The organism is Collinsella tanakaei, assembly GCF_016900375.1.
In the GTDB taxonomy this organism is placed as follows: domain Bacteria; phylum Actinomycetota; class Coriobacteriia; order Coriobacteriales; family Coriobacteriaceae; genus Collinsella.
Genome location: NZ_JACJKB010000001.1, coordinates 41,038 through 66,924 on the forward strand (window position 1 = coordinate 41,038; position 25,887 = coordinate 66,924).

General features: G+C 66.3%; 15 protein-coding genes. 7 read left to right on the plus strand and 8 right to left on the minus strand.

Features of this window, described 5'->3' with window-relative positions:
- Positions 1-185: 185 nt before the first annotated feature.
- Positions 186-1,793 (minus strand): L-serine ammonia-lyase, iron-sulfur-dependent subunit beta, encoded by a 1,608-nt coding sequence (sdaAB, locus tag H6A16_RS00175; protein ID WP_204615125.1) that lies wholly within the window; start codon positions 1,791-1,793, stop codon positions 186-188.
- Between the two features lie 46 nt (positions 1,794-1,839).
- Positions 1,840-3,321 carry a glutamate--tRNA ligase gene (gene gltX, locus H6A16_RS00180; RefSeq protein ID WP_204615128.1) on the minus strand — a complete coding sequence of 494 codons (1,482 nt, stop codon included), beginning with the start codon at positions 3,319-3,321 and terminating at the stop codon, positions 1,840-1,842.
- A 282-nt stretch (positions 3,322-3,603) separates the two neighbouring features.
- Here gltX and H6A16_RS00185 point away from each other — a divergent pair, with 282 nt between their 5' ends.
- From H6A16_RS00185 to H6A16_RS00215, 7 genes are all read left to right on the plus strand, one after another.
- Positions 3,604-4,353 (plus strand): hypothetical protein, encoded by a 750-nt coding sequence (locus H6A16_RS00185; protein ID WP_204615130.1) that lies wholly within the window; start codon positions 3,604-3,606, stop codon positions 4,351-4,353.
- Positions 4,350-6,929 (plus strand): YhgE/Pip family protein, encoded by a 2,580-nt coding sequence (locus H6A16_RS00190; protein ID WP_204615131.1) that lies wholly within the window; start codon positions 4,350-4,352, stop codon positions 6,927-6,929. Before H6A16_RS00185 ends, H6A16_RS00190 begins: the two co-directional genes overlap by 4 nt.
- 447 nt (positions 6,930-7,376) lie before the next feature.
- Positions 7,377-8,657 (plus strand): methionine adenosyltransferase, encoded by a 1,281-nt coding sequence (gene metK, locus H6A16_RS00195; protein WP_204615132.1) that lies wholly within the window; start codon positions 7,377-7,379, stop codon positions 8,655-8,657.
- A gap of 9 nt (positions 8,658-8,666) precedes the next feature.
- On the plus strand, positions 8,667-11,165 hold the full coding sequence (priA, locus tag H6A16_RS00200) for a replication restart helicase PriA (RefSeq protein ID WP_204615133.1): 2,499 nt from the start codon (positions 8,667-8,669) through the stop codon (positions 11,163-11,165).
- A gap of 478 nt (positions 11,166-11,643) precedes the next feature.
- Positions 11,644-12,180, plus strand: a complete 537-nt coding sequence (gene def, locus H6A16_RS00205; protein WP_204615134.1) for a peptide deformylase — start codon at positions 11,644-11,646, stop codon at positions 12,178-12,180.
- A gap of 91 nt (positions 12,181-12,271) precedes the next feature.
- Positions 12,272-13,195: a methionyl-tRNA formyltransferase gene (gene fmt, locus H6A16_RS00210; RefSeq protein WP_204615135.1), complete on the plus strand. Its 924-nt coding sequence runs from the start codon at positions 12,272-12,274 to the stop codon at positions 13,193-13,195.
- Positions 13,192-14,511 carry a transcription antitermination factor NusB gene (locus tag H6A16_RS00215; protein ID WP_342589692.1) on the plus strand — a complete coding sequence of 440 codons (1,320 nt, stop codon included), beginning with the start codon at positions 13,192-13,194 and terminating at the stop codon, positions 14,509-14,511. Before fmt ends, H6A16_RS00215 begins: the two co-directional genes overlap by 4 nt.
- Before the next feature lie 157 nt (positions 14,512-14,668).
- Here the strand turns inward: H6A16_RS00215 and H6A16_RS00220 are convergent, their stop codons facing one another.
- The 6 genes from H6A16_RS00220 to H6A16_RS00245 all read right to left on the minus strand — a co-directional run bounded on the left by H6A16_RS00220 (position 14,669) and on the right by H6A16_RS00245 (position 25,866).
- Positions 14,669-14,908 (minus strand): FmdB family zinc ribbon protein, encoded by a 240-nt coding sequence (locus H6A16_RS00220; protein ID WP_204615136.1) that lies wholly within the window; start codon positions 14,906-14,908, stop codon positions 14,669-14,671.
- A 117-nt stretch (positions 14,909-15,025) separates the two neighbouring features.
- Entirely contained in the window at positions 15,026-18,337 is a 3,312-nt protein-coding gene (locus H6A16_RS00225; RefSeq protein ID WP_204615138.1) for a 4-alpha-glucanotransferase, read from the minus strand.
- 349 nt (positions 18,338-18,686) lie between these two features.
- Positions 18,687-20,939 (minus strand): glycogen synthase GlgA, encoded by a 2,253-nt coding sequence (glgA, locus tag H6A16_RS00230; protein WP_204615140.1) that lies wholly within the window; start codon positions 20,937-20,939, stop codon positions 18,687-18,689.
- A gap of 122 nt (positions 20,940-21,061) precedes the next feature.
- Entirely contained in the window at positions 21,062-22,168 is a 1,107-nt protein-coding gene (glgD, locus tag H6A16_RS00235; protein WP_204615143.1) for a glucose-1-phosphate adenylyltransferase subunit GlgD, read from the minus strand.
- Positions 22,169-22,172: 4 nt separating this feature from the next.
- Positions 22,173-23,318 carry a glucose-1-phosphate adenylyltransferase gene (locus H6A16_RS00240; RefSeq protein ID WP_204615145.1) on the minus strand — a complete coding sequence of 382 codons (1,146 nt, stop codon included), beginning with the start codon at positions 23,316-23,318 and terminating at the stop codon, positions 22,173-22,175.
- A gap of 118 nt (positions 23,319-23,436) precedes the next feature.
- The gene (locus H6A16_RS00245) at positions 23,437-25,866 is read right to left on the minus strand and encodes a glycogen/starch/alpha-glucan phosphorylase (protein WP_204615147.1); all 2,430 of its coding nucleotides are present in this window, start codon (positions 25,864-25,866) and stop codon (positions 23,437-23,439) included.
- Positions 25,867-25,887 lie beyond the last annotated feature (21 nt).

Below are 25,887 nucleotides of genomic sequence, written 5' to 3' on the forward strand. Positions count from 1 at the left end.
GTCTCATGCGCGCCGATTATACCTGCTCAGGCGGGGACTCGCAGGGCCGGCAGGTCGGTTCCACAGGGATTTGACCCTACGTTCGCAATTTCCCTGCATTTCATCAACGTTTGCACATCTCAACAGAGGGCGGCCCCGAGGCGTATCGCCTCGGGGCCGCCTGAACGCTTTGGGTTTTCGAGCGCTTATCCGCAGATGCCGCAGCTTCGGCAGGCAGCGAGCGCGCTCGGCGCCTGGGCGATGCCGCCCTTGGCCGTCTCGCGCAGGCTCGAGGGCAGGGCATGGCCGACGGCGAGCATGACCTTGGCCATCTCGTCGAAGGGCACGAGGTTGTGCACGCCGGAGAGCGCGAGCTGGGCGGAGGAGAACGCCGCCGCCACGCCGATGGCGTTGCGGTTCTGGCAGGGGACCTCAACAAGACCGCCCACGGGATCGCAGACAAGGCCCAGCAGGTTCGACAGCGCGATGGACGCGGCGTCGAGGGCGCAGGCGGGGGTGCCGCCGAGCATCTGGACGAGCGCGGCCGCGGCCATGGCGGCGGCGCTGCCGACCTCCGCCTGGCAGCCGCCTTCGGCACCGGCGACGCAGGCCGAGGTGGACAGGTTGAGGCCGATCGCGGCGGCGCAGTACAGGGCGTCCATGATCTCGTGGTCGTCGAGCCCCAGGTGCTCGGCCTCGGAGAGGATGCAGCTGGGAACGACGCCGGCGGAGCCCGCCGTGGGGGCGGCCACGATGACGCCCATGCTCGCGCTGCGCTCGAGCACCGCCATGGCGCGTGCGACGGCCATGGTCTGGACCTCGCCCATGAGGGCGGCAGACAGGCGGCCGGCTCCGTTCAGGGCGATCTCGCGCGCCTCGCCGCCGATGAAGCCGCCGAGCGAGCGGCTCGGCTGGCGGATGGGGGAGGTGGTCTCGTCGCGCATGACGTCGAGCACGCGGCGCATCGACGCCACGCAGGCGTCCTCGCCGATGAGGTGCGCCTCGCGGACAGCCATGACGGCACCGATGTTCATGCCGAAGCGCTCGCAGGCGTCGAGCAGCTGCGCGCCGTCGTCGAACAGCTCCGGCGTGGACACGCCGGGGGCGAGCGACGAGGCGGATCCGGGAAGCTCGATGAACGTCGCGTTATCCACGAGGTCGAGGGCGCGGATGGCAGGAAGGACGTCCTTGCCGGGCGCGCTGTCGGTCTCGAATACCGAATACGCCTGTCCGCCCGCCTCGGTGCGGTAGGTGCGGCAAAACGCGATGTTGACCTTGTGCTCGGCAAGCAGGCCCGTGAGGGCGGCAAGCGCGCCAGGGGCGTCGCGGTGGGCGACGAACAGCGTGCTGTAGGCGCCCGTGATGTCGACGCCCACGCCGTTGATGCGCGAGATGCGCACGCGGCCGCCGCCGAGGCTCTCGCCACGGGCGGTGGCGTGCTTGCCCCCTTCGGCATCCATCTCGATGTCGACGGTGTTGGGGTGCAGGCTCGCGTCATCGCCGCCGATGACGAACTCGAACTCGAGGCCACGGGCGGCAGCGAGGTCGAAGGCGTCGCGGATGCGCTCGTCGTCGGTATCGAGGCCGAGGATGCCCGCCACGAGGGCGCGGTCGGTGCCGTGCCCTCGGTAGGTGTGCGCAAAGCTGTTCCACAGTGTGAAGCGCACGCGGCGAACTGTGCCCTCGAGCAGCGAGGCGGCAACGTTCGCGCAGCGCAGGGCGCCTGCGGTATGGGAGGACGAGGGGCCGACCATGATGGGGCCCAAGATCTCGAAGGCCGAGGTCGTAGCCAGAGTCTGGGGTTTTCCAGCCATTATCGCTCCATGGGAAACGTCGAGGTGGTACCGCTTGTTTTGGCCGCTACAGCGCCATCTCGCGTGCGCGGTCGATGCGGGCGAGGCAGTCGTCGCGGCCGATGAGCTCCATGGTCTCGCCGAGCGGCGGGCTCACCATGTTGCCGCACTCGGCGACGCGGATGGCCTGGAACACGATGCGCTTCTTGGCATCGAGGGCCTCGGGCAGCGGCTCCAAGGCGGCGTCGATGGCCGCGGCCTTCCACTCGTCGGCAGGCAGCGTGCCGAGCGCCACGCGCGCGGCGTCGAGGATCGTGCCCATGCCCTCCTTGGCGAGGCCCTTGGCCACGGACTTTTCGTCGTAGGCGAGGGTCGCCGCTGTGGCGAACACGGGGGCGGCCACGGAAGCGGCGTCGGCGGGCATCTTGGTGCGCGGGCGCACGATGCTCGCGAGCAGGTTCCACCAGACGTCGTCGTGCTCGGCACGCACGGCGGAGATTCCCGCGGCCTCGAGCTGCGGCAGCATGATCTGGTCGGTGAAGGTGGCGTCGTCCATGGCGTTGATGTACTCGGCGTTCATCCAGTCGAGCTTCTTGGGGTCGAAGGTCGCCGGGTTCTTGGAGATGCGCTCGAGCGAGAACTCGCGTGCGAGAACGTCGCGCGGGATGACGGTGGTCTCGCCGTCGAGCGACCAGCCGAGCAGCGCCAGGTAGTTCACGAAGGCGTCGGACAGGTAGCCGGCATCGCGGTACTCCTCGACGGAGGTCGCGCCGTGGCGCTTGGAGAGCTTCTTGCCGTCGGCGCCGAGAATCATCGAGATGTGCGCGAACGTGGGCACGGGTGCGCCCAGGGCCTCGTAGACCATGACCTGGCGCGGGGTGTTGGACAGGTGGTCGTCGCCGCGGATGACATGGGTGATGCCCATGAGCGCGTCGTCCACCACGGTGGCGAAGTTGTAGGTCGGCGTGCCGTCGGAGCGGAAGATCACGAAATCGTCGAGCTCCTTGGCGTCGAAGACGACCTTGCCGTGCACGGCGTCGTCGATCACGACGTCGCCGCGGCCCTCGGGCACCTTGATGCGCAGGGTGTAGGGCTCGCCGGCATCCATGCGGGCGCGGGCCTCGGCGGGATCGATGTCTCGGCAGCGGCGCTGGTAGCCCTGGAAGGGGTCCTTGCGCTCCTGGGCGGCCTTGCGGTCGGCCTCAAGCTGCTCGGGCGTGCAGAAGCAGGGGTAGGCCTTGCCCTCGGCGAGCAGGCGCTCGGCGGCCTCGCGGTAGAGGTCCAGGCGCTCGGTCTGGGCGTAGGGGCCATAGTCGCCGCCGACCTCGGGACCCTCGTCCCAATCGAGGCCGAGCCAGCGCATGGCGCGCAGGATCACCTGGGTGTTCTCCTCGGTGGAGCGGGTGGGGTCGGTGTCGTCGATGCGCAGGATGAACGTGCCGCCCATGGCGCGGGCGAAGGCCCAGTTGTAGATGGCCGTGCGGGCGCCGCCGATATGCAGCTTGCCGGTGGGCGAGGGCGCGAAGCGCACGCGGACGTTTGAGCTCATGGATGCTCCTCTGATAGGTGTATACATAATCGTCCTGCATTATATGGCACGGCGCGCTGCGCGGGGTCGTGCCGCGCGATTTGTAGGAGATGCCCAAACTCGGGCCCCTGTCCTGCGGGGCCGTTAAGCTGCCTTCCCATGTGCGTGCCGTCCCTTTTGAGGCCGCGGTGCCCGCTTGTTCGGAATCGCTGCCGGTTGCTTAAGGCTCAAGCGAGGTTGAAGCGGTACCATTCGGGTATGTATGTATGCGTTGGCTTCTGGATAGACAGGGGAGATGGCGAGATGTTCGCAGACGATCCGTTCGCACGAACCGCCGTGGATGAAAACGATGCTGCGGGAGATGCGCTCGTCGTTGCCCACGATGCCGCCTATTGCGTGCGCGGCTACCGTTCGTTTGAATTCGCCAGCTTCTCTGCGCGGGCCGGCGAGGTGCTCGCCCTGTTTGGCACCGACCGTGTTGCCGCTCGCGACCTGGCCCTTGCCTGCGCCGGGCTGGTGCGACCCACCGCAGGTACGCTGAGCGTTGCCGGCATCGATGTTGCCGGGCGAGCGCGCCTTGCCGCCGGCATCGCCGGGGTCGGCGTGTTCAGCGGTCTTGTCGATGCGGACGGGTCGCTCACCGTCGAGGAGTGCGTCGGGCACGAGTTGCGCCTGCGGCGCGCCGCAGGCGTCGATGTGCTCGAGTACCTTGCCGAATTCGGGCTCGCCACCCAGGCCGAGCAGCGTGTGGACATGCTTGCGCCCGCGGCCCGAGCTCGGCTGTCAGCCGCCCTCGCATGCGCCGGCGGGGTGCGCGTTGCCGCGCTCGACCTCGATGACCCCTTTGCCGATGGCCTTTCCACGCGGGATGCCCGTCTGGTCGTAACGCTTGCGCAGCGCTATGCCCGTGCGCATCGCATCTGCGTCGTGGTCGCGACGCGCGAGCCCGCCGTCGCCTGCGCGGCAGATGCGGCGGTAGCCCTCGATATCCCTGCTGCCGAGGCGCTTGCCTGCCAGATGGCGGCTTCTTCCGAGGAGGTCGGTGCCGCATGAGTGGCATCTTCGAATCGATACACCTGGCGCTGTCCTCTGCTGCCCGCTCGCGCGGTGCGCGGGGCATCGCGATCGCGCTCATCGTCCCCATCGTGCTCATGGTTCTGCTCATCTGGGCGCTGGCGCCTGCGGTGGGCGGATCGGGCGCTGTGCCCGTGGCCGTGGTCAACCTCGACGAGGGCGCGACGACCGAGAGCGGCGGCAGAGTGCACAAGGGCGATGACCTCGTGGAATCGCTGGGCGACACCACCGAGCTTCTGTGGAGCGAGGTCGACGAGGAAGCTGCCGACGCCGGCCTTGAGGACGGCACCTACGCGCTTGCGATCAAGATCCCTGCCGACTACTCCTCGTGCATCGCGAGCCTTTCGGGCAGCTCGCCGCGAAAGGCGACGGTCGAGATCGTCTCGAGCGGCGGTCAGAACGTGCTGGCGACAAGCGCCGGCTCCGCGGCGCTCAAGCAGCTTCAGGCGCGCCTTCGTTCCGAGGTGGGCGAGCAGTATCTGGTGTCGGTGCTGACCGACGTGCAGCAGCAGGCGACCTCGCTCACGCTTACCTCCGACGGCTCCACGATGCTCGAATCGGGCTACAACGCCATGATCGAGGGCGCCGATGCCATCGCTACGGGACTGGACGAGACGGCCTCGGGCACCGATCAGCTCGGCTCCGGCCTGGGGCAGATCGCCGAGGGCGCCGATGCCGCGAGCGCGGGTGCGGAGGCGCTCGGGCAGGGCATCGCCGCCATCCGCGACCAGGCGGCGGCCCCGCTTGCGCAGGGCGCCGAGGCGCTCGCCTCCGGTCTCGACACGGTTTCCGAGACCGCGGGCGCCATGGGGTCAGGTGTCGAGCAGGTCGGCGAGGCGCTCGATGGCGTCGCCGATACGCTGTCCCAGAACATGGAGGACATCGCCGCGCTCGGGGCCTCCGCCGGCCAGATCGCCCAGCAGGGGGCGTCGCTCTCGACGGCCCTCGAGGGTGTGACGGCGCCCTTGGCCTCAGCGACCGAGGCTGCCGGAACCGTGGCGGCCGGTGCAACCGGTGCCTCCGAGGCGGTCGGTGCGGTGCGCGACCAGGCGGCGGCTCTTGCGGGGGAGCTCTCGTCCGACGACGAGCAGGCTCCCGGTATCGCCCAGCAGCTCACGGCGCTCGACGCGCGCGATGCGGAGCTGACCTCCCAGCTGCGTGAGGTCGCTCTCGATGTCGAGCTCACCGCCGAGAATCGCGCCGCGCGCGTGGAGGAGCTCGATGGGCAGATCGCGCAGGTCGATGCCGAGCGCCAGCAGCTGCAGGAGCGCGTCGTGTCTGGCGCGGCGACGGCAGCACAGCTGAGCGAGAGCGCTGCCGGCGCATCCGATGCGCTTGGCTCGGCGGTCGAGGCCAACGATGAGCTCGCGGCGGCGTCCGGGGAGCTTGCCGGCGCGGCGACGGGCGTGAGCGATCCGGTTCAGGGTCTCGTCGAGGCCACGACGTCGGCTGCGACGTCGGCCGGCAGCATCGCGCGCGGCGTCGCCACCGCGCAGGCGACGCTTGCCGGCGTGGGCGAGCCCGGATCCGACGGGTACGTGGCCGGCCTTGCCGACACGACGGTCTCGCTCGGTCAGGGCATCTCAGCGCTTGCCGGGCAGCTCTCGTCCACCGGGGCAGTCGGCAGCGGCGTGACGGCCCTGTCCACGGGCGCGTCGGCGCTCGGCCAGGCCTTGACGCCGCTTGCCGAGGCGACCGATCAGCTTGCTGCGGGCAACGCCACCCTGGCGACGGCGCTGGATGGCGTCGTCGAGGGCGCTTCCGGTCTGAGTGCGGGGCTCTCCGCCATGTCGGATGCAACTGGGCAGCTGGGCGAGGGTGCCGAGCAGCTGAAGGACGCGTCGTCGCAGATTGGGGAGAGCGTGGCCGATGCGGGCGAGGAGCTCGGCGGAATCGCCGGCGACCGCGAGGAGCGCGCCGAGGTCGCCTCGAGTGCTGTCACGTTCAAGACCTCGCGCGCGCAGCCTGTGGGCGAGGCCACGTCGGTGGCGCCCGCGATCGTCGCCTCGGCGCTTTGGCTCGCAGCCATGCTCGCGGCCTGCGTTCTGCCGGAGCTCGACGTGCGCGCCATCGCCGCCGGGCGCATTGGCGCTGCCATGCTGGCGCCGGTGGCGGGCGCGGTCGCGTTCGGCTTGGTCCAGGGTGTCGTCGCGCTCGTCTGCCTTGCTATGGCCGGCGTCGAGATGCGGTCTGCGGCCGCTACGACTGCCTTGGTCATCGGTGCGTCCGTTGCCTTCGCCTGCATCGCCCGGGCGCTCGCCTCGTGGTGCGGCCACGCCTTCGTGCCGGCATCGGTGGCCCTGCTTGCCGTGCAGATCGCCTGCGCGGGCGGCATCGTTCCCGATTCGCTTTCCTTCGGCGTCCTGCGCGCCCTCGGCCGCATCCTGCCGGTCCCGGTGCTCGCCGACGCGCTGCGCGGCACCTTCGCCGGCATCGCCAGCCGCGCCGTCTTGGCCCTGCCGGTGCTCTTCGCCTTCATCGTGATTGCCCTCGCAGCTACCGCCCTGCGCGCCCACGCAAGCCGCACCCTCCATCCCCACCGCCTCCCTGCCTAAATGGCCTCTTTGGGGACGTAGCCAAAAGGTGCCAAAACCCCGAGATGCCCCTTGTCCACTTTCAGGACGGAGATGTTTTCGGACATCGCCTTCGGACTGCGCGCTTTCGGAACGCTTGCAGCCGATGGCTGTGCGCAAAGGGAACGTCCTGCAGGGTCTAAGCGTTCCCTTTGCGCACAGTCTTCGCTCTCACGCGTTCCGAAGGCGCTCACTGGTCTCTCTGGGGACGTAGCTGGGAGGTGCCAGACCGGGAAAAGCCCGGCATGGCACCTCCCGGCTACGTCCCCAGAGAGACCAGGTCCCAGACGGCTGATGTCGGCTCTTGCGTGGCGCTTGTGAGGTCCGCGCTCTGAGCGCGGTGCAGCTTCGTTAACGGTATACAATGGCGTGTTACTTGAGCCCGGCGGAATGGTAACGGTCGCCGGGCCTTACGATGAAAGGGGCACCATGCCAGATCAACCTCGTTCCACCCAGGAACCCCGTACCTACGTGTTCACGTCTGAGTCCGTGACCGAGGGCCATCCCGATAAGATCGCCGACCAGATCTCCGATGCCGTCCTCGACGCCATCCTCGCCAAGGAGGCCAAGCTCGAGAGCCAGGGCTATGTGGACCACAAGGGCGTTCCGGCCAAACTCGAAAATGTTCGCTGCGCCTGCGAGACGCTCGTCACCACCGGTTCGGTCATCGTGTCGGGTGAGATCCGCTGCCAGGCGTACGTCGACGTGCAGAAGATCGCTCGCCGCGTCATCGAGCGCATCGGCTACACGCGCGCAAAGTACGGCTTCGATTCCGAGACCTGCGGCGTCATCAACATGATCCACGAGCAGAGCCCGGACATCGCGCAGGGCGTCGACCAGAGCTTCAACGCGCAGCGCGGCGCTGTCGACCCGCTTGACCTCATCGGCGCGGGCGACCAGGGCATGATGTTCGGCTATGCGTCCAACGAGACCTCGACGCTCATGCCCATGCCGCATTACCTGGCGAGCCGCCTGGCCGAGAAGCTCGCCGAGGTGCGCCACGACGGCACGCTGCCGTACCTGCGCCCCGACGGCAAGACCCAGGTCACCGTGCGCTATGAGGACGACCGCCCGGTCGCCGTCGAGACCATCGTCATCTCCACGCAGCACGCGCCCGAGATCGAGTCCATGGACACGATCAGCGCCGACCTCATCAAGCACGTGATCGCTCCCGTCATGGACGCCGAGGGCATCGCCTGGCGTGACGCCACGATCTACGTGAACCCCACCGGCCGCTTCGTCGTGGGCGGCCCCATGGGCGACACCGGTCTTACCGGCCGTAAGATCATCGTCGACACCTACGGCGGTATGGGCCGTCACGGCGGCGGCGCCTTCAGCGGCAAGGACTGCACGAAGGTCGACCGCTCGGCCGCCTACGCCGCGCGCTGGGTGGCTAAAAACGTCGTGGCTGCCGGTCTTGCCGACCGTTGCGAGGTGCAGCTCGCCTATGCCATCGGCGTGGCGCATCCGCTCTCGCTCATGGTCGACACCTTCGGCACCGAGCATGTGGAGGTGCCCGCGATCGAGGCCGCGGTCGAGAAGGTCTTCGACCTGCGTCCGGGTGCCATCATCCGTGACCTCGACCTGCGCCGTCCGATCTTCGAGAAGACGGCGGCATACGGCCACTTCGGCCGTGAGGACGCCGATTTCACCTGGGAGCGCTGCGACCGCGTGGATGAGCTGCGTGCCGCCTGCGGACTGAGCGCGTAGGCTGCTCGCATGGCCGATCAGCCCACGCTGTTTCCCGAACTGAATCAACGTGGTGACGCGGGTACTGCCGATGCGGCTGTGCCCGCGTCCTCGTCGCGGGCGGCAAGCGCACCTGCAGCCGCCGTTCCCATCGCCTGCTATGTGTCCGTTGCGGTCGATATCCCCGCACGCGCCCTGACCGATCCCTTCACCTACGGCGTGCCGGCGTCGATGGCCGATGACGTCGCCATCGGAAGCACCGTGCTGGTCGCCTTCGGGCATCGCGCGGCGATCGGGTACGTGCTCGCGGTGGCGGAGCATCCCGGCGATCTTCCGACGGCAACGTCGCTCGATGCCGAGCATGCTGCCGCAGGAACGTCTGCGCGCGCGCTCGACCCCGCGCGCATCAAGCCGATTCGCGCGCTTCTGGCCGAGCCGTCGTGCTCCGACCTGATCGCGCCGATCTCATATTGGATGAGCCGCGAGTACGTGGCACCGCTCTCCGAGTGCCTGCGGCTCTTCCTGCCGCCGGGCGGCACGCCCCGTCTGCGCAAGGACGATGCGGGGGAGTACGTGCTCGAGCGACCTGCTGTGCCCGAGGTCCACGAGCGCGTCGTGTCGCTGACGCCTGCGGCTGCCGATTATCTGCCGCCCGAGCGGGCGACGCGCCAGCGCCAGCTCATGGAGGCGCTCGCGTGCGGCCCGGTGACCACCCGCGAGCTCAATGTGCTCTATACCGACCTTTCGCCGGCTATCCGGGCGCTCGAGAAGAAGGGCATCGTGCGCGTCGATGAGCGGCGCGCGTGGCGCGGTGTCGACGATGCGACCACGCTGTCGTCGGCGAGCGGGACTGCGCCGGAGCGGTTGACGGCAGGGCAGAGAGCCGCCCTCGATGCGATCCAGACGGCTTCCGAGGCGGGCGAGGGCTCCGTCGTGCTGGTTGACGGCGTGACCGGATCCGGCAAGACCGAGGTGTACCTCGCCGCCATCGAGCGCGTGCTCGCGCAGGGGCGCACCGCCTGCGTGCTCGTTCCCGAGATCTCGCTCACCGCGCAGACGGTGGGCCGCTTCCGTTCGCGCTTCGGCGGCGCCGTGGCGGTCTTCCATTCGCGCCTTTCTGCCGGCGAGCGCTTGGACCAATGGGATATGGTGCGAAGCGGTGCCGCCCGCGTCGTGGTGGGTGCGCGCTCAGCGCTCTTCTGCCCGCTGCGCGACCTCGGCCTTATCGTGATCGACGAGGAGCATGAGCAGTCGTACAAGCAGGGTCAAAGCCCGCGCTACCATGCGCGCGAGGTCGCAGCGCAGATGGCGCGTCTCGGCGGGTTTCCGCTCGTGCTCGGTTCTGCCACGCCCTCTGCCGAGGCGCTTGCGCGCTGCCGGGCAGGGGAGTACCTGGGGCAGCGCTGGCAGCGGGTCGAGATGCCCGAGCGCGCGGGCGCAGGCGTGCTGCCTGAGGTCATCGTGGCCGATCTGCGCCGCGAGTTCGCCGGCGGCGCGCGCTCCATCTTCTCGCGTCCCCTGCGCGATGCGCTGCTGGAGGTCGCCGAGCGCCGCGAGAAGGCGGTGCTACTGCACAACCGCCGAGGCTTCGCGCCGTTCCTCATGTGCCGCGACTGCGGGTGCGTTCCCACCTGCAAGCACTGCTCCACGGCGCTGACCTATCACGAGCGGACGCATACGCTCGAGTGCCACACCTGTGGCGCCAGCTATCATGTGCGGCCCTATCCCGCGCCGGGCAGCGCCTGCCCCAAGTGCGGGAGCCGCTACCTTGCCAAGATGGGTATGGGCACACAGCAGGTGGAGGACGCGCTCGTGGCGCTTATGCCCGAGCACGTCAAGGTTATCCGCATGGATGCCGATTCCACGCGCGGCAAAGATGCCCATAAGCGGCTTCTCGAGGAGTTCGACGCCGCCGAGTGTGCGGTGCTGCTCGGCACGCAGATGATCGCCAAGGGCCTCGATTTTCCCGAGGTGACGCTCGTGGGCGTGGTCATCGCCGACTATGCGCTCAAGATGCCCGACTTCCGCGCCTCCGAGCGCGCGTACGACCTTCTCGAGCAGGTGGCGGGTCGTGCTGGGCGCGGCGAGCATCCTGGTCGGGTGATTATCCAGACCTACCTGCCGAGCGATCCTGTGATCCGTGCCGTCGCGGCGCACGACCGATCTATCTTTACGGAGCACGATGCACGCGAGCGGTCCGAAGCGCTGTATCCGCCCTTTGTGCGGCTGACGAACGTGCTGGTGCGCGGCCGCGATGACGGCGCGGTGAGGGACTATATCGGCGCGCTTGCGCGCGAGGTCGCCGAGGCGCTGGATGCGCTGGCAAGCCCTGGGGAGGAGCCAGCGCGACTGCTGGGACCGACGAGCTGCGTGATCGAGCGCGCCAAGGACCAGTACCGCCATCATTTCATCGTGAAGTCGCCGCTCGGGATCGACGTATCCTCGGCGATCTTTGCAGCCGTCTCGCACGTCGGGCACCGCTCCGGCATCAGCGTCAGCGTAGACGTCGACGCCTACGACATGATGTGATGTCCACTTTCAGGACGGAGATGAAAACGGACATGTAGGGTGGGTTCCGAGAATATATATATTCTCGGAAGGGTTGGCGATAGAATCCTGCGGAAACTCTGACGGGCTGCCGAGAATATATATATTCTCGAATCGGCCTCGCGCAATGGCCGCAAACAGCGCCGTCTTGAACGCGCGGTCTGCCTGCCTGTCGGGCGCCCTGTCCCTTGGCCTGCCTGGCCCCCGGGCGGCGTGGCCTCTCTGGGGACGTAGCCAACAGATGCCATGCTGAGATCTAAATCAAAGAATCGATTCAATCGCATGGCGCCTGTTGGCTACGTCCCCAGAGAGGCCACGCCGCCCGGGGGCCAGGCGAGGGGCAAGCCCACCGAAGGGGCCGGGCTTCCGTACCAAAAAACATGGGTTGCCGACACTGCTGTGGTAGTTGCGGGTAAGATAGTGCAGATGGACTTGTATACAGAAAGGGAGCTGAACACCCATGGAGATAAACGGCATCGTCGTGTCGCCTGATCCCCGTCTTCGCCAGGAGTGCGCCCAGATCGAGGAGATCGACGAGCGTATCGAGCGTCTTGCCGAGCAGATGAAGCGCCAGATGTTCGAGAACGGCGGCTGCGGCCTTGCGGCCCCGCAGGTCGGAGAGCTCATCCAGCTCGTCGTCATCGACACGGAGTACACCTCCGAGAAGGATTACGACCCCTACGTGCTCATCAACCCGGTGATCGTCGAGTCGTCGGACACGAAGGTCCCGTTCAACGAGGGCTGCCTGTCGATCCCCGGCATCAACGTCGAGATCGAGCGTCCCGATCACGTGGTGGTCGAGGCGTACGACCTGAATGCCGACCTTATTCGCTATGAGGCTTCCGGCGACCTCATGTGCGTGTGCCTGCAGCACGAGATCGATCACCTGCATGGCATCACGATGTTCGAGCGCCTGCTTCCCACCAAGCGCCTGGCCGCCATGCACGACTACCAGGAGGCGCTGGCGCACGGTGCCAAGCCGGGAGAGACTTCCTAGCCTTCAGCGTATCCATTCATGGGCCCGCCTCGGCGGGCCTCTTTGGTGTCTGCCGCCGCCGCGACACAAGTTCGAGAAGAGAGGAGCGCACATGCGCGTCGTGTTCATGGGGACCCCTTCATTTTCGGTTCCATCTCTGCGTCATCTTGCTGCCGAGCACGAGGTCGCGCTCGTGCTCACCCGTCCCGACGCCGTGCGGAGCCGTGGCAAGAAGCTCGAGCCCTCGCCGGTAAAGGTCGCAGCGATCGAGCTCGGCCTTCCCGTGGTCGAGGCCAAGCGCATGACCCCCGAGATCCTTGACGCCCTTTGTGCCGCCGAGGCCGACGTTTTTTGCGTAGCCGCCTACGGCTGCATCCTGCCCGACGAGGTCCTCACCATGGCGCCGCTGGGCTGCGTGAACGTCCACGCGTCGCTGCTGCCACGCTGGCGCGGTTCGGCTCCCATCCAGCGTTCGATTCTCGCTGGCGACGATCGCACGGGCGTGTCGATCATGCGCATCGGGCATGGGGTCGATACCGGGGCCTATTGCGCCCAGGCGAGCTGCAGTGTGGCTGGCAAGACGGCCGATGAACTCACGGCGGAGCTCGCCGAGCTGGGTGGCGCGCTGCTGTGCGAGACGCTTCCCGCGATCGCCGACGGCACGGCCGTGTGGACCGAGCAGGATGAGGCGCTCGTGACGCACGCTGCGAAGATCGAGAAGGCGGAGCTGCGCCTCGACCCTGCATCGACGGCGCTTGAGAACGTGCGGCGTACCCTGGCATCCTCCGATGCCGCGCCGGCGCGCTGCGCGGTGGACGGACGGCCCTTGCGCGTTCTTTCGGCAGCGGTTGCCGATGACGCCGCAAGCGTTGCCGCCGGATCGTTTGCCAAGGTCGGAAAGCGTATATTCCTCGGATGCTCCGATGGTGCCCTTGAGCTTTTGTGCGTGAAACCGGATGGCAAGCGCGCGATGGATGCCGCTGCATGGGGTGCGGGTGTGCGCGAGAATGCCGGATTGTGGGAGAAGCTCTCGTGACGAAGCTCGCTGCGGCACGCAAGGCTGCCCTGCGGGTTCTCGTTGAGGCTGATCGTTCAGGCTCCTATGTGCGCGATACGCTGAATGCCGATGCCGGATTGCGCTCGCTCGATGCGCGCGACCGAGGCCTGGCCATGCGCTTGGCGCTCGGTACGACGGCGACCGCAGGATGCCTCGACGAAGCGCTTGACACCTATATCGCAAAACCTAACAAGGTGGCGCCCCGTGTGCGGTGGTGCCTGCGCATCGCAGCCTTCGAGCTGCTCTATCTGGGTACACCTGCCGAGGTCGCGGTAAGCCAGGGGGTCGAGCTCGTTCGCTCGTGCGCCCGTGGGGCCGTGGGTTTCGCGAATGCGGTGCTGCGTCGTGTTGCCGATGGCCGTGAGTCCTATTTGTCTGCTGAGGGCCTGGCGAACGACAAGCGCGAGACCGTACGCTTGGCGCGTTCGGGTGGCCTGCCGACATGGCTCGTCCACACGGTTATCGATGCGCGCGGTGTTGACGCTGCGACCTCCTTTGTTGCGGCGGAGCTCGAGGCGGCACCTCTTGCCCTCCATCTCAACCCGCGTGTCGATGCGATTTCGCGCATCGGCGGACGCTTGTCTGATATGCCCGGTTGCATCATCGACGTCGATGGCCCGGCGCTTATGGCGAGTCATGCGCTCGAGCGTGCCGATGCCGTGGTATCCGACGCTAACGCCCAGGCAGTGGCCTATGCTGCCGTGCGGCCCGGCTCGCTGCTCGAAGTCGGTTCCGGCCGAGGGACGAAGACCTTTATCATCGCCGCGGAATCGCAGCGCGCCGGTTTTACGCGCGCGCACGTGGCAGTTGAGCTCAGCGAAGACAAGTGCGCGCTCAATCGCGAGCGTTTGGTCCAGGCAGGGCTCGATGCGGGCGTGCGGGTACTTGCCGGCGATGCCTGCGAGCTTGACACCGTGCTCGCGCCGATCGATGGCGAGGTGGGGAAGCGCCGTCTGTTCGATACGGTGCTCGTCGATGCTCCCTGCTCCGGCACGGGCACCATGCGCCGCCATCCGGAGATCCCCTGGCGGCTCGTTCCCGACGATGCCTTCGACGGATTGCCGAAGCTGCAACTCACGATGCTTGAGGAAGCCGCGCGCCGCGTCGCCCCGGGCGGTCGACTCATCTACGCCACCTGCTCCGTACTCGCTTCGGAGAATGAGGACGTCGTCTCGTCCTTCTTGGCATCGGAAGCTGGGCGGCGCTTCGCTCTGGATGGATCTCCTCACCAGAGCATTCCCGCTCCAGGCGGATATGACGGCCACTTCTACGCGACCTTCACCGCAGCCGAATAAGGCGATCCTGGCCTCTTTGGGGACGTAGCCAGCAGGTGCCAACCGAAGGGGCCAACCGAAGGGGCAGCCGCTAGGGGTCGCCAGCAGGGTCCCTCAAAACGAAACGCCCCGCAGATAAGCGGGGCGTCGTGACGATCAGCCTGATCGATAGCGGGTGCTAGTTGCTGTGCGGGCAGTTCTCGCAGCTGCAGCCCGAGGTCGCCTCGGTGCTGGACGAGCCACCGCGCTGATCGGTGTTGTAAAAGCCGGAACCCTTGAACTCGATGCCGCTCGCATTGAACACCTTGTCGGCGGCACCGCCGCACTCCGGGCAGGTGATGCTCGGGCGCTCGGTCATGCCGTGCTCGACCTCGAACACGGTTCCGCAGGAGCTGCAGCGATAATCGTAGCGTGCCATGTCTTCCCCTCGATTGCCTCTCATGAAAGCCCCGCCGCGGGTTGCGCGGCGGGGATGCGTTTAACCTTGTCTACTGTACCCAAATGCGGGCGTTATGCAACGGCGCACGTACAGGAATCAGCGAGCTTCCACCGAATTCGACCTGCCGGTCTTCTGAGCAAGGTCGCGGATGCGCTCAACGGAGGCGGCGAGCGTCTTCTCGTCGGCCTGCCAGCTCCAGTTGCCCTCGGCAGTGCCGGGCACGTTCATGCGCGCGTCGTCACCGAGCAGCATGACGTCCTGGACCTGCATCATCACGAGGTCGGCATCGCTCTCGAAGGCGCTCTTCATGATGGAGAGCGCAAGCTCCTCCTGCTCCTCGGGCTTCGCATCGGCGGCCCAGCGGGCGCTCGTCCAGCCGACGAGGGTGGAGGTGTCGTGCGTGGAGGTGTAGACGACCTTCTCGGCAGCAGGCTTTACTCCGTCGCGCACGTCGTAATCTTCGAACTCCAGCACGTCCATACCGGGGAAGCCACAGGATGCCGTGAGGGCGCGTACCGCAGGTGTGAGGTAGCCGAGGTCCTCGGCGATAAGCGGAAGCTCACCGAACTCGTGCTCGGCGCGGCGGAACAGGTCGATACCGGGGCCGGGCAGCCAGCGGCCGGTGCTGCCGTCCTTGCCGGCGGGGATGCTGAAATAGGACTGGAAGCCCAGGAAGTGGTCGAGGCGCACGCGGTCGTACAGGGCGAGCGAACGACGAAGGCGCTCGATCCACCAGGTGTAGCCGTCGGCGCGCATGACGTCCCAGCGGTAAGTCGGGTTGCCCCAGACCTGACCGGTGGCCGAGAAGCGATCGGGCGGAGTGCCGGCGATCTCGGTGGGCTTGCCGGAGCGGTCGAGGTTGAACATATCGGGCTCGCTCCAGGCGTCGGCGGAGTCATCCGACACGTACATGGGGATGTCGCCGATGATCTCGATGCCGCGCTCATGGGCGTAGGCGCGAAGCTCGGCCCATTCGGTATCGAAGCGGTACTGGGCGAAGGCGTGGAAGCGCCCGCGCTCCAGGAAGCGCGCGTCGTCCAGGATTTCGACATCGTAGGAACGGTAGGCGCGCGGCCAGCGATGGCGGGACGCGCCGCGCGAGGCATCCTTCACGGCCATGAAGGCGCAGTAGGGGTCGAGCCAGACCTCGTTGCGCTCCAAGAAGGCACGGAATTCAGGCGATTTTTGGCCGTCGGCAAGCTGGAAGGCCTCGTAGGCGTCCTCGAGCTCCTCGGCGGTCTCCTCGAGCAGATCCATGTTGCCGGCGAAAGCAGAGGGCCCCGCATAAGGGGAGGCGAACTGGTCCGTCGGGTTCACGGGCAGGACCTGCCAGTAGCTAGCGCCCATCTCGGCAAGATGATCGATGAAGCGGCGGGCGGGCGCACCGAGCGTACCGGGGCCGTCCTCGTTGGGGACCGACGTGATATGGCATACGACGCCCCAGCCGCGCTTGAGCGGCTTCTGCAGACGCTTGGCCTTGTGGAAATAGGCCACGGCGCTACCGAGGGGCCACAGGGTGAGCTCGCAGGTGCCGTCATCGGCAACGGGAAGGTCGCGGCCGCTGATGACGTCGATGGCAAGGTCGCCCTCGGCAGGGATGCTCACCGTGTGGACGGAGCCGAGGCTGCGGTTGACGACGACCGTCGCCGCATCGCCGTTGTCGTCACGGCGCGTGTAGGCGAGCACGTCGTCGTTGAGGGCGCGGGCCTCGATGGAGCCCGTGCTGAACAGCGGCAGCGCGCGGCGCAGGGCCGAGCTGTTGCGGACCATGTCGAAGAAGTCGTGGTCCTCATGGCCCCACGGGTAGGTGGCGCGATTGCCGGGGTCGGTCAGGCCCTGGACGCCGGCCTCGTCGCCGTAGTACACCGAGGGCACGCCGCGGAAGGTCATCTGGATAAGTGACGCGAGCCAGAAGCGGCTCTTGGCGAGGCCGAGCTGGTTGTCGGACAGGCGATAGGTGCTGCGCTGCTCCTCGGGCAGGCTGTCGGGGTTCGGCGCACCGCCCAGGATGGAGATGATGCGGGCGCGGTCGTGGCTGCCCAGCAGGTTGAGCGCGCAGGCGAGGGCCTCGTCCGGGTAGTTCTCGCGCAGGGTCTCGATGGCCTCAGCGGCGTCATGGGCGGTATAGCCGGAATCCTCGCCGGTCAACAGGCCGAGCACGAGATCGCGGAAAGGATAGTTCATGGCGGAGTCGAGCTCGCTTCCCAGCAGATAGTGGCGAAGCTTGCCGTAGGCGATCTTGTTGGAGGCGTCCTCCCAGACCTCGCCGAGCACGAGGGCGTCGGGGCGCTCGCGGAGCGCTGCGGCCTTGATGTCGGCCAGGAACTCATCGGACAGCTCGTCGGCCACATCCAGACGCCAACCGCGCGCACCGGCGCGCAGCCAGTGGCGGATCACGCCGTCGGGGGCCAGGATGAGCTCGCGGATAGCGTCGGACTCCTGGTTGACGGCGGGCATGTTGCCCACGCCCCACCAGCAGTCGTAGGTGCCGTCGGCGTTGATGTGGAAGGCATCGGCCCAATCGGAATCAGGGTCCTTGGACCAGGCGCCGGGTTCGGGGTAGTTGCCGAAGGCGTTGAAGTACACCGAATCGCTTCCGGTATGGTTGAAGACGCCGTCGAGGATGATGGCGATGCCGTGGCGGCGCGCGGTGACGCACAGCCTGCGGAAGTCCTCCTCGGTGCCGAGGAGGGAATCGATCTTCATGTAGTCGGCCGTGTCGTAGCGGTGGTTGCTCGCCGCCTCGAAGATGGGGTTAAGGTAGATGGCCGTGACGCCCAGCTCGGCGATGTAGGGGATATGCTCCTCGATGCCGCGCAGAGATCCGCCGTAGAAGTCCCAGCTGCGGATCGCGCCGGTTTCATCGCGGTCGTAGACGGGCGGGGTGTCCCAGTCCTCGACGATGTGCTGCTCGCAGCCGCGGCGGGGGTGCGCCAGGCGCTCGAGGCAGCGCTGCTTCCAATCCTCATCGCGCGCGAAGCGATCGGGGAAGATCTGGTAGACGATGCCGCGCTCGTACCATGAGGGGCGCGTCTCGCGGTGGCGATAGACGGTGATCTGGAAGGAAGGCACGTCGCTGCGGTCGTAGTACGTCACGCCCTCGCCGCCCACATGGCCTTCAGGTGCGCCGACGCGCTGCTCGAAGCCGTCCATGGTGCGGACGATGAAGCTGTACCACACGATGGATGGGTCGTCCCAGGTGACGGTGACGGAGTACATGCCGTTCTCGTCGGGAGCCATGGGGTAGAGCTTCTCGCCCTCCTCGTCGACCCACGTGCGGAGCACGCATTCGATGCCGGCGGCATCCTCCTTGTACACTTCAAGCGAAAGCGTCACCGCGGTACCCGCTGTAACCGCACCGAAGGGTGAGCGGAACTGCGTGAGCCTGCTGTTATGCCGAAGCTTCATAGATCGTCCTTGCTTATAGGTTCGACCACCGTACGGTGGGGCTATGTCGGAATAGGGCGCTGATGCACGCCAAGGTAGTAGTGTAACGTATGCACGGCACGTACGCGCAAGATATGCGCGCTTGGGTGCCTCTTAATGCGACATTTTGCCATCGTCTGTCCATATCGGTGCGCCGACTTCCCCGGATGGCATGTTTTGGGGAGTACGTGCCACCGTCTGAGGTGATGGCGACCAGGGTTTCCGACCTTTTCGGGAGGCCCGATGTCCTAAAACATCTCCGTCCTGAAAGTGGACAAAAAGAGGGTTCCGGATGACCGGAACCCTCTATGCGCTCTATGGCGATTGCGGATTAGCGACGCTTGCGCGCGGTGCTGCTCTTGCGGGCGGCGGCGACGCTTGTCGCCTTGGGTACCGCAGGCTTCTCAGCGGGGACCTCCTCGGCCTTCTCCTCGGCCTTCGCGGCGGTCTTCTTTGCCGCGGTGGTCTTGGTGGTCGTGGTCTTCTTCGCGGCCGTCTTGGTCGCGGTGGCCTTCGGCACGGCAGCGGCCTCAGTGGCCTCAGCCTTGTCGGCAGCCTTCTCGGCGGTCTTAGCGGCCGTGGTCTTCTTGGCCGCGGTCGTCTTCGTCGCCGTGGTCTTGGTAGCGGTCGTCTTCGCGGCGGTCGTCTTCTTGGCGGCGGGCTTGGCCTCGGCCTCGTCGCCCTTCTCGGCAGCAGCCTTCGTCGCGGTCGTCTTGGCAGCCGTGGCCTTCTTGGCAGCAGTCGTCTTGGTCGCGGTCGACTTGGCAGCCGTGGTCTTCTTGGCGGCGGGCTTGGCCTCGGTCTCGTCTGCCGCCTTCGCGGCCGCGGTCGTGGACTTGGCGGTCGTCTTGGTGGCCGTCTTCTTCGCGGTCGTGGACTTTGCAGCCGTGGTCTTCGCGGCAGCGGTCTTGGTCGCGGTCTTCTTGGCGGCAGGCTTCGGCTCGGCCTTGGGCTCCTCGGCCTTGACCTCCTCCTTCACCTCGGCCTTGGGCTCCTCGGCCTTGGTCTCGGGCTCAGCCGCGGGCTCGTCCTTTACCGGCTCGGGCTCGGCGGCAGGCTTCTCGGCCGGCTTATCCTCGACAGCGGGGGCCTCGGGCTCAGGCACAAAAGGGGAGAAACGCTCGATCTCGGGGTGCAGGCCGTAGTAGAGGTCCATGTACTGGTCGGCAGAGCGCTTCCAGCTGAAGTCGGCGGACATGGCGTTGTCCACGAGCTTGTTCCAGGCATCCTTGTCGTCCCAGAACGTACGGGCGGCACGGAACACGGCATCGCCCATCTCGTCGCCGTTGAAGTGGGTGAAGGTGAAGCCCGTGCCCTCGCCGGTGAACATGTTGTAGGGGATGACGGTGTCCTTGAGGCCGCCGGTCTCGCGCACGATCGGCAGGGTGCCGTAGCGCATGGCGATCATCTGGGACAGGCCGCAGGGCTCGAACAGCGACGGCATGAGGAACATATCGGCGCCGGAGTACATGCGCTGCGACAGGTAGGGGTCGAACTCGATGCGCGCGGCCATGGTGCCCGGATAGGTGCGCTCGAAGTAGCGCAGGGCCTCCTCGTACTCGGCGTCACCGGTGCCGAGCACGGCAACCTGCACGCCGCCGGAGAGGATGCGGTCGAGCGAGTATGTGACGAGGTCCATGCCCTTCTGGCGGGTCAGGCGCGTGACCATGGCCATGAGGGGACGGTCGTCGCGGACCTCGAGGCCGAGCTCGGCCTGGAGCGCTGCCTTGCAGGCGGCCTTGCCGGAGCGGTCCTCGCGGGTGTAGTTGGCGTGGATGCGGTCGTCGGTGGCCGGGTCGTTGCGCTTGATGTCCAGACCGTTCAGGATGCCGGACAGGATGTTCTCGCGGCGACGCAGGACGCCGTCGAGGCCCTCGCCGAACTCGGGCGTGCGGATCTCCCACGAGTAGGTGGGGGAGACGGTCGTGATGGCGTCGGAGTAGTTGAGGGCGCCCAGCATGTAGTTGATGGAGCGGGCGTCGCAGCGCAGCTGGCGCACGGCGGGCTCGATGTGCGAGAGGCCGAGCACGTCGCCCAACAGCATGTCGGTGAACTGGCCCTGGAAGGCGATGTTGTGGATGGAGAAGACGGTCTTCACGTTCTGGTACAGGGGGTTGGCCATGTAGAACTCGCGCAGGAAGACCGGGGCGAGGGCGGTGTGCCAGTCGTTGCAGTGCAGGATGTCGGTCATGAAGCCGTCGGGCAGGTACTGCAGGCTCTCGCACACGGCCTTGGAGAAGAACGCGAAGCGCTCGCCGTCATCGAAGAAGCCGTAGGGGTAGCTGCGGTTGAAGTAGTGCTCGTTGTCGAGGAACATGTAGGTGACGCCATCGTACACGAGGCGCTCAAGGCCACAGTACTCGTTGCGCCAGCCCAAAGGCACGTAGAACTGGCCCACATGCTCCATCTGGCTCTTGTACGAATCGGCGATCGTGGCGTACTTCGGCACCATGACGATGACCTCTGCGCCGGCAGCCGCGAGGGCGGCGGGCAGCGAGCCCGCGACGTCAGCGAGTCCGCCGGTCTTCACGAACGGCGCGGCCTCGGCGGAGGCGAACACGATATGAAGCTTTTCGTTTGCCATGGAAGACTCCCAAAATCTGTCGTTGCCAAATCGCCGTCCAGCCCCTGAGAGCCAGACGGCGATTTCAATGATACCGCTATACGTTCCCTGATAGGGAGCGAATGGGTTGATTTAACGCGGCTTTACGCCATGGGGGCCTTGGCCACCGTCAGGATGGCGTCAGGCGTACCGCGCAGCTCGGTGTTGGCCGGGACCACGTTGTTCTTGTCGATGATGGCGTTCTCGACGCGCGCGCCGCTCTTGATGGTGACGCCCTGCATGATGATGGAGTTCACCACGTTGGCGCCGGATTCGACGACGACGCCGCGCGACAGGATGGAGTTGCGGACCGTGCCCATGATCTCGCAGCCGGCGGAGATGCGGGAGTTGCAGGCGATGGAGCCGGAAGAGTACTTCGCGGGGGCGGCATCGTGAGCCTTCGTCAGGATCGGGCGATCCTTGCGGAACAGCTGGTTGTTGATGACCGGATCGAGCATCTCCATGGAGCGCTGGTAGTAGGTCTTCTCGTCGAACATGCCGACAGCGAGGCCCTTGAACTCGTAGCTGCAGACATCGATGCGGGCGAAGTCGCCGGCGATGGCCTCGAAGATGTCAAGGTAGTCGGCGGACGCATAGCGGTCGATGATCTGGAGCAGCAGCTCGCGGTTGATGATGAAGCAGTCGATGAACTTGTTGTCACCGTACTTGCAGCCCTCCTTGACCTGCTGGACGCGGCCGGCGTCGCCGATTACGAGGGAGCAGGCCTCCTCATGATCGCGCTCGGCCTTGACGTAGACCATGGTGATGCCCACACCGCTGGCCTCATGCGCGTCGATGATGGCGTTGAGGTCCATGTTGAAGATGATGTTCGAGCCCATGAGCACGACATAGGGCTCCTTGGCGCGCTGGAAGAGCGTCTTGTTGGAGATGATGTCGCGCAGCAGGAAGCGCATGCCGGCCTTGGTGGTGCCATAGGGGTTGCCGGGCAGCGGGAACAGGCCGCCGCGCTTGCGGTCGAGGCCCCAGTCCTTGCCGTGGCCGACGTGGTCGATGATGGAGCGATAGTTGCCCGGCATCACGAGACCGACCGTCTTGATGCCCGCGTTGGCCATGTTGGACAGCGGGAAGTCGATGAGGCGGTAGCGGCCCATGACGGGGACCGAGGCGATGGGGCGGCTCTGCAGGAGGGTCTCCTGCTTGAGCGCCGTGTAGTTAGCTGTGATGTAACCGATGGCCTTGTTGTTGATCATCGGATCATTCCCCCTTCCCGATGACGACGTCGTTTCCGACGACGGCGGTGTCCTTCTGCGTATCGACGCTACCGAGCTTGACGCCCTCCTCGACGACGGCGTTCTCGCCCAGGATCGCGCGGACCACATGGGCGCCGCTCTTCACGACGGCACCGGGCAGCAGGACGGAGTCCTCGACGATGGCACGCTCCTCGACCACGCAGTCGGTGGAGAGGATGGAGTGCTTGGCGGTGCCGAAGACCTCGCAGCCGTTGGACACCAGGCAGTCGTCGACACGGCCGTTGGGGCCGATGTAGTGCGGCGGGCGGGTGGTGTCGTTGCTCATGATGGGAGCGGCCTTCTCGTAGATATCGAACTCGGGGTTCGGACCGAGCAGGCCCATGCTCGTCTCGTGGTAGCTGGCGATGGTGCCGACGTCCTTCCAGTAACCATGGAACTTGTGGACGAACAGGCGCTTGCCCTCCTCGAGGGCCTTCGGGATGATGTCGCCGCCGAAGTCGTGGCTGGAGCGCTGGTCGAGCGCGTCCTCCTCGAGGGCGCGGATCAGGAAGTCTGCCGTGAAGATGTAGATGCCCATGGACGCGAGGTTCGAATCGGGCTTCTCCGGCTTCTCGGTGAACTTGGTGATGCGGTCGTTCTCATCGGTGGTGAGGATGCCGAAGCGGCTGGCGTCCTCCCAGGGCACGGGCATGACGGCGATGGTGAGGTCCGCATTGTTCTTGATGTGGTTGTCCAGCATCTCGCGGTAGTCCATGCGATACAGGGCGTCACCGGAAAGGATGAGGACGTACTCGGGGTCGTGCGACTTGATGTAGTCGAGGTTCTGCGTCACCGCGTCGGCGGTGCCGTTGTACCACGCGCCGCCCTCCTGCGTCGCGTACGGCGGAAGGATGGACACGCCGCCGCCGCGCTCGTCGAGATCCCACGACGAACCGGAGCCAAGATAGGCATGCAGGCGGTAGGGTCGGTACTGGGTCAGCACACCCACCGTGTCGATGCCGGAGTTGGCGCAGTTCGACAGCGTAAAGTCGATGATCCTGTACTTGCCGCCGAACGAGACCGCGGGCTTCGCGATCTTGGAAGTGAGCGCCCCCAATCTGCTTCCCTGTCCTCCTGCGAGGAGCATAGCGATGCATTCTTTTTTACTCATCGAATTCTCCTTCATTGCCGTACCGTGCAATTCCTTGCCTTGTATATCTTCCATCGGGCCGCGCCCCATGCCCAGGCGCGCGGCCCGATTAAAGGCCCCGAGGGGTGATGCGCGCGCCTTACGCGTGCCAGATCTCGTCGCGATACTCGCGGATGGTGCGGTCGGACGAGAAGTGACCGGAGTTGGCGATGTTCATCAGCGCCATGTGCTGCCAGGCGCGCTGGTCGTCGTAGACCTCGGTGAGTTCGGTCCAAGCCTGGACGTAGCTCGCGAAGTCGGCGAGGACGAAATCGTAGTCGTTGTTGTTCATGAGCTCGGCTTGGATGCTCTCGAAGTTGCCCGACAGGCGCGCGAAGGTGTCGTCGGTCAGCTCGTCGATGCAGCGGCCGATGCCGTTGCGGTCGTTGTTGTAGACATCCCAGGCGAAGTAGTTGCCGTGACGCAGGTTCTCGACCTCGTCGACCTTGAGACCGAAGATCTTCTCGTTCTCGAGGCCCGCGAGCTCGGCGATCTCGATGTTGGCGCCGTCGAGCGTGCCGAGGGTGATCGCGCCGTTCATCATGAGCTTCATGTTCGAGGTGCCCGAGGCCTCCTTGCCGGCCGTCGAGATCTGCTCGGAGATATCGGTGGCGGGGTAGATGAGCTGGGCGTTCGAGACCGCGAAGTTGGGGATGAACGCGACCTTGATGTAGTCGTTCACGCGCTCGTCGCTGTTGATGACGTCGGCGACCGAGTTGATGAGGCGGATGACCTCCTTGGCGAAGGTGTAGGCGCTCGCCGCCTTGCCGGAGAAGATGAACGAGGTCTTGTGCGGCTTGTAGGTCGGGTCCTCGATCATGCGGTTGTAGATGTGCATGACCTTGAAGATGTTCAGCAGCTGGCGCTTGTAGGCGTGGAAGCGCTTGACCTGGACGTCGAAGATGGAATCGACATCGAGCTCGATGCCGGTGGTCTTCTTGACGTAGTCGGCGAGGCGCTGCTTGTTCTCGCGCTTGCTTGCGGCCATGGCGTCGAGGAACTCGTTGTCGTCGGCATAGGCCTCGAGGCGCTTGAGCTGCGAGGCGTCGGTCAGCCAGCCGTCACCGATCTTGGAGGTGATGAGGCGGGAGAGCGACGGGTTGGCGTTGCCCAGGAAGCGGCGGGGCGAGATGCCGTTCGTCTTGTTGTTGAACTTCTCGGGCGCAAGCTCGTAGAAGTCGTGGAGCGTGTCGCGCTTCAGGATGTCGGTGTGCAGCTGGGCCACGCCGTTGACGGAGTGCGAGCAGATGACCGAGAGGTTGGCCATGCGCACCTGGCCGTCCCACAGGATGGCGGTGTTGCGCAGCTTGTCCTGCCAGTTCTCGATATCGCGCGGGAAGGCCTCCATGTAGCGGCGGTTGATCTCGTCGATGATCATGTAGACGCGCGGCAGCAGGCGACGGAACGTGTCGATCGGCCACTTCTCGAGCGCCTCGGGCAGGACGGTGTGGTTCGTGTAGGACACGGACTTGGTGACGATGCCCCACGCGGTGTCCCAATCGAGACCCTCCTGGTCCATGAGCAGGCGCATGAGCTCGGCGCCGCACATGGCGGGATGGGTGTCGTTGGTGTGGATGGCGACGAGCTCGGGGAAGCGATCCCAGGCATCGGTGCCGTAATCGGTCTTGTAGGTGCGCAGAATCGAGGCAAGGCCGGCGGCCACGAACAGGTACTCCTGCTTGAGACGCAGGATGCGGCCGTGCTCACCGGCGTCGTTCGGGTAGAGAATCTCCGAGATCGCCTCGGCATCGGTGCGGAACTTGTTGGCCTTGGCGTAGTCGCCGGCGTTGAAGGCGTCGAGGTCGAAGTCGGCGCTCGCGGGCTCGGCACTCCAGAGGCGCAGGCGGTTCACGGTCTTGCCGCCATAGCCGATGATGGGCACATCGTAGGGGACGGCCTCGATGAGGTCGCCGCCCTCGACGTCGAAGTGGAAGGTTCCGTCGGGGCCCTCGTGGCGCACGACGTCGCCGCCGAAGCGGACGACAACGGCGCTCTCGGGGTGCTTGGTCTCCCAAGGATAGCCCTTGGAGAGCCAGTTATCGGTGACCTCGACCTGGCGGCCATCGCGGATCTCCTGCTTGAAGAGACCGTAGCGATAGCGCATGCCGTTGCCGAAGCCCAGGATGCCCTCGGCGGCCATGGAATCGAGGAAGCAGGCGGCAAGACGGCCGAGGCCGCCGTTGCCCAGGCCCGGATCGCCTTCCTCGGCGAGCAGCTCGTCGAGGTCGATGTCCATCTCCTTCAGGCCCTCCTCGACGATGTCGCGGACGCCGTAGTTCAGCAGGTAGTTGTCAAGCAGCGGGCCCATGAGGAACTCGAGCGAGAAGTAATAGACCTTCTTCTGGTCGCTCTTGCCGTTCTCGGAATCGGCGAGGGCGAACTGGCGGTTCGCGCGCGAGGCGATGAGCTTGGCGAGGGCGCGGTAGCGCTCGGGGCTCTTGGCGTCGCTGTAGTCCTTGCCGACCTCGGCCATGAGCATCGCGCGGTAGTCGCGCTTGAAGTCCTCAGTGGTCTCGAAAATCTTCGACATGCAGTAATCTCCCTTTTTGTC

Bases quoted from the DNA above. Each gene is read 5' to 3' on its own strand.
- sdaAB (WP_204615125.1), bottom strand. From the start codon at position 1,793: ATGGCTGGAAAACCCCAGACTCTGGCTACGACCTCGGCCTTCGAGATC.
- gltX (WP_204615128.1), bottom strand. From the start codon at position 3,321: ATGAGCTCAAACGTCCGCGTGCGCTTCGCGCCCTCGCCCACCGGCAAG.
- H6A16_RS00185 (WP_204615130.1), top strand. From the start codon at position 3,604: ATGTTCGCAGACGATCCGTTCGCACGAACCGCCGTGGATGAAAACGAT.
- H6A16_RS00190 (WP_204615131.1), top strand. From the start codon at position 4,350: ATGAGTGGCATCTTCGAATCGATACACCTGGCGCTGTCCTCTGCTGCC.
- metK (WP_204615132.1), top strand. From the start codon at position 7,377: ATGCCAGATCAACCTCGTTCCACCCAGGAACCCCGTACCTACGTGTTC.
- priA (WP_204615133.1), top strand. From the start codon at position 8,667: ATGGCCGATCAGCCCACGCTGTTTCCCGAACTGAATCAACGTGGTGAC.
- def (WP_204615134.1), top strand. From the start codon at position 11,644: ATGGAGATAAACGGCATCGTCGTGTCGCCTGATCCCCGTCTTCGCCAG.
- fmt (WP_204615135.1), top strand. From the start codon at position 12,272: ATGCGCGTCGTGTTCATGGGGACCCCTTCATTTTCGGTTCCATCTCTG.
- H6A16_RS00220 (WP_204615136.1), bottom strand. From the start codon at position 14,908: ATGGCACGCTACGATTATCGCTGCAGCTCCTGCGGAACCGTGTTCGAG.
- H6A16_RS00225 (WP_204615138.1), bottom strand. From the start codon at position 18,337: ATGAAGCTTCGGCATAACAGCAGGCTCACGCAGTTCCGCTCACCCTTC.
- glgA (WP_204615140.1), bottom strand. From the start codon at position 20,939: ATGGCAAACGAAAAGCTTCATATCGTGTTCGCCTCCGCCGAGGCCGCG.
- glgD (WP_204615143.1), bottom strand. From the start codon at position 22,168: ATGATCAACAACAAGGCCATCGGTTACATCACAGCTAACTACACGGCG.
- H6A16_RS00240 (WP_204615145.1), bottom strand. From the start codon at position 23,318: ATGAGTAAAAAAGAATGCATCGCTATGCTCCTCGCAGGAGGACAGGGA.
- H6A16_RS00245 (WP_204615147.1), bottom strand. From the start codon at position 25,866: ATGTCGAAGATTTTCGAGACCACTGAGGACTTCAAGCGCGACTACCGC.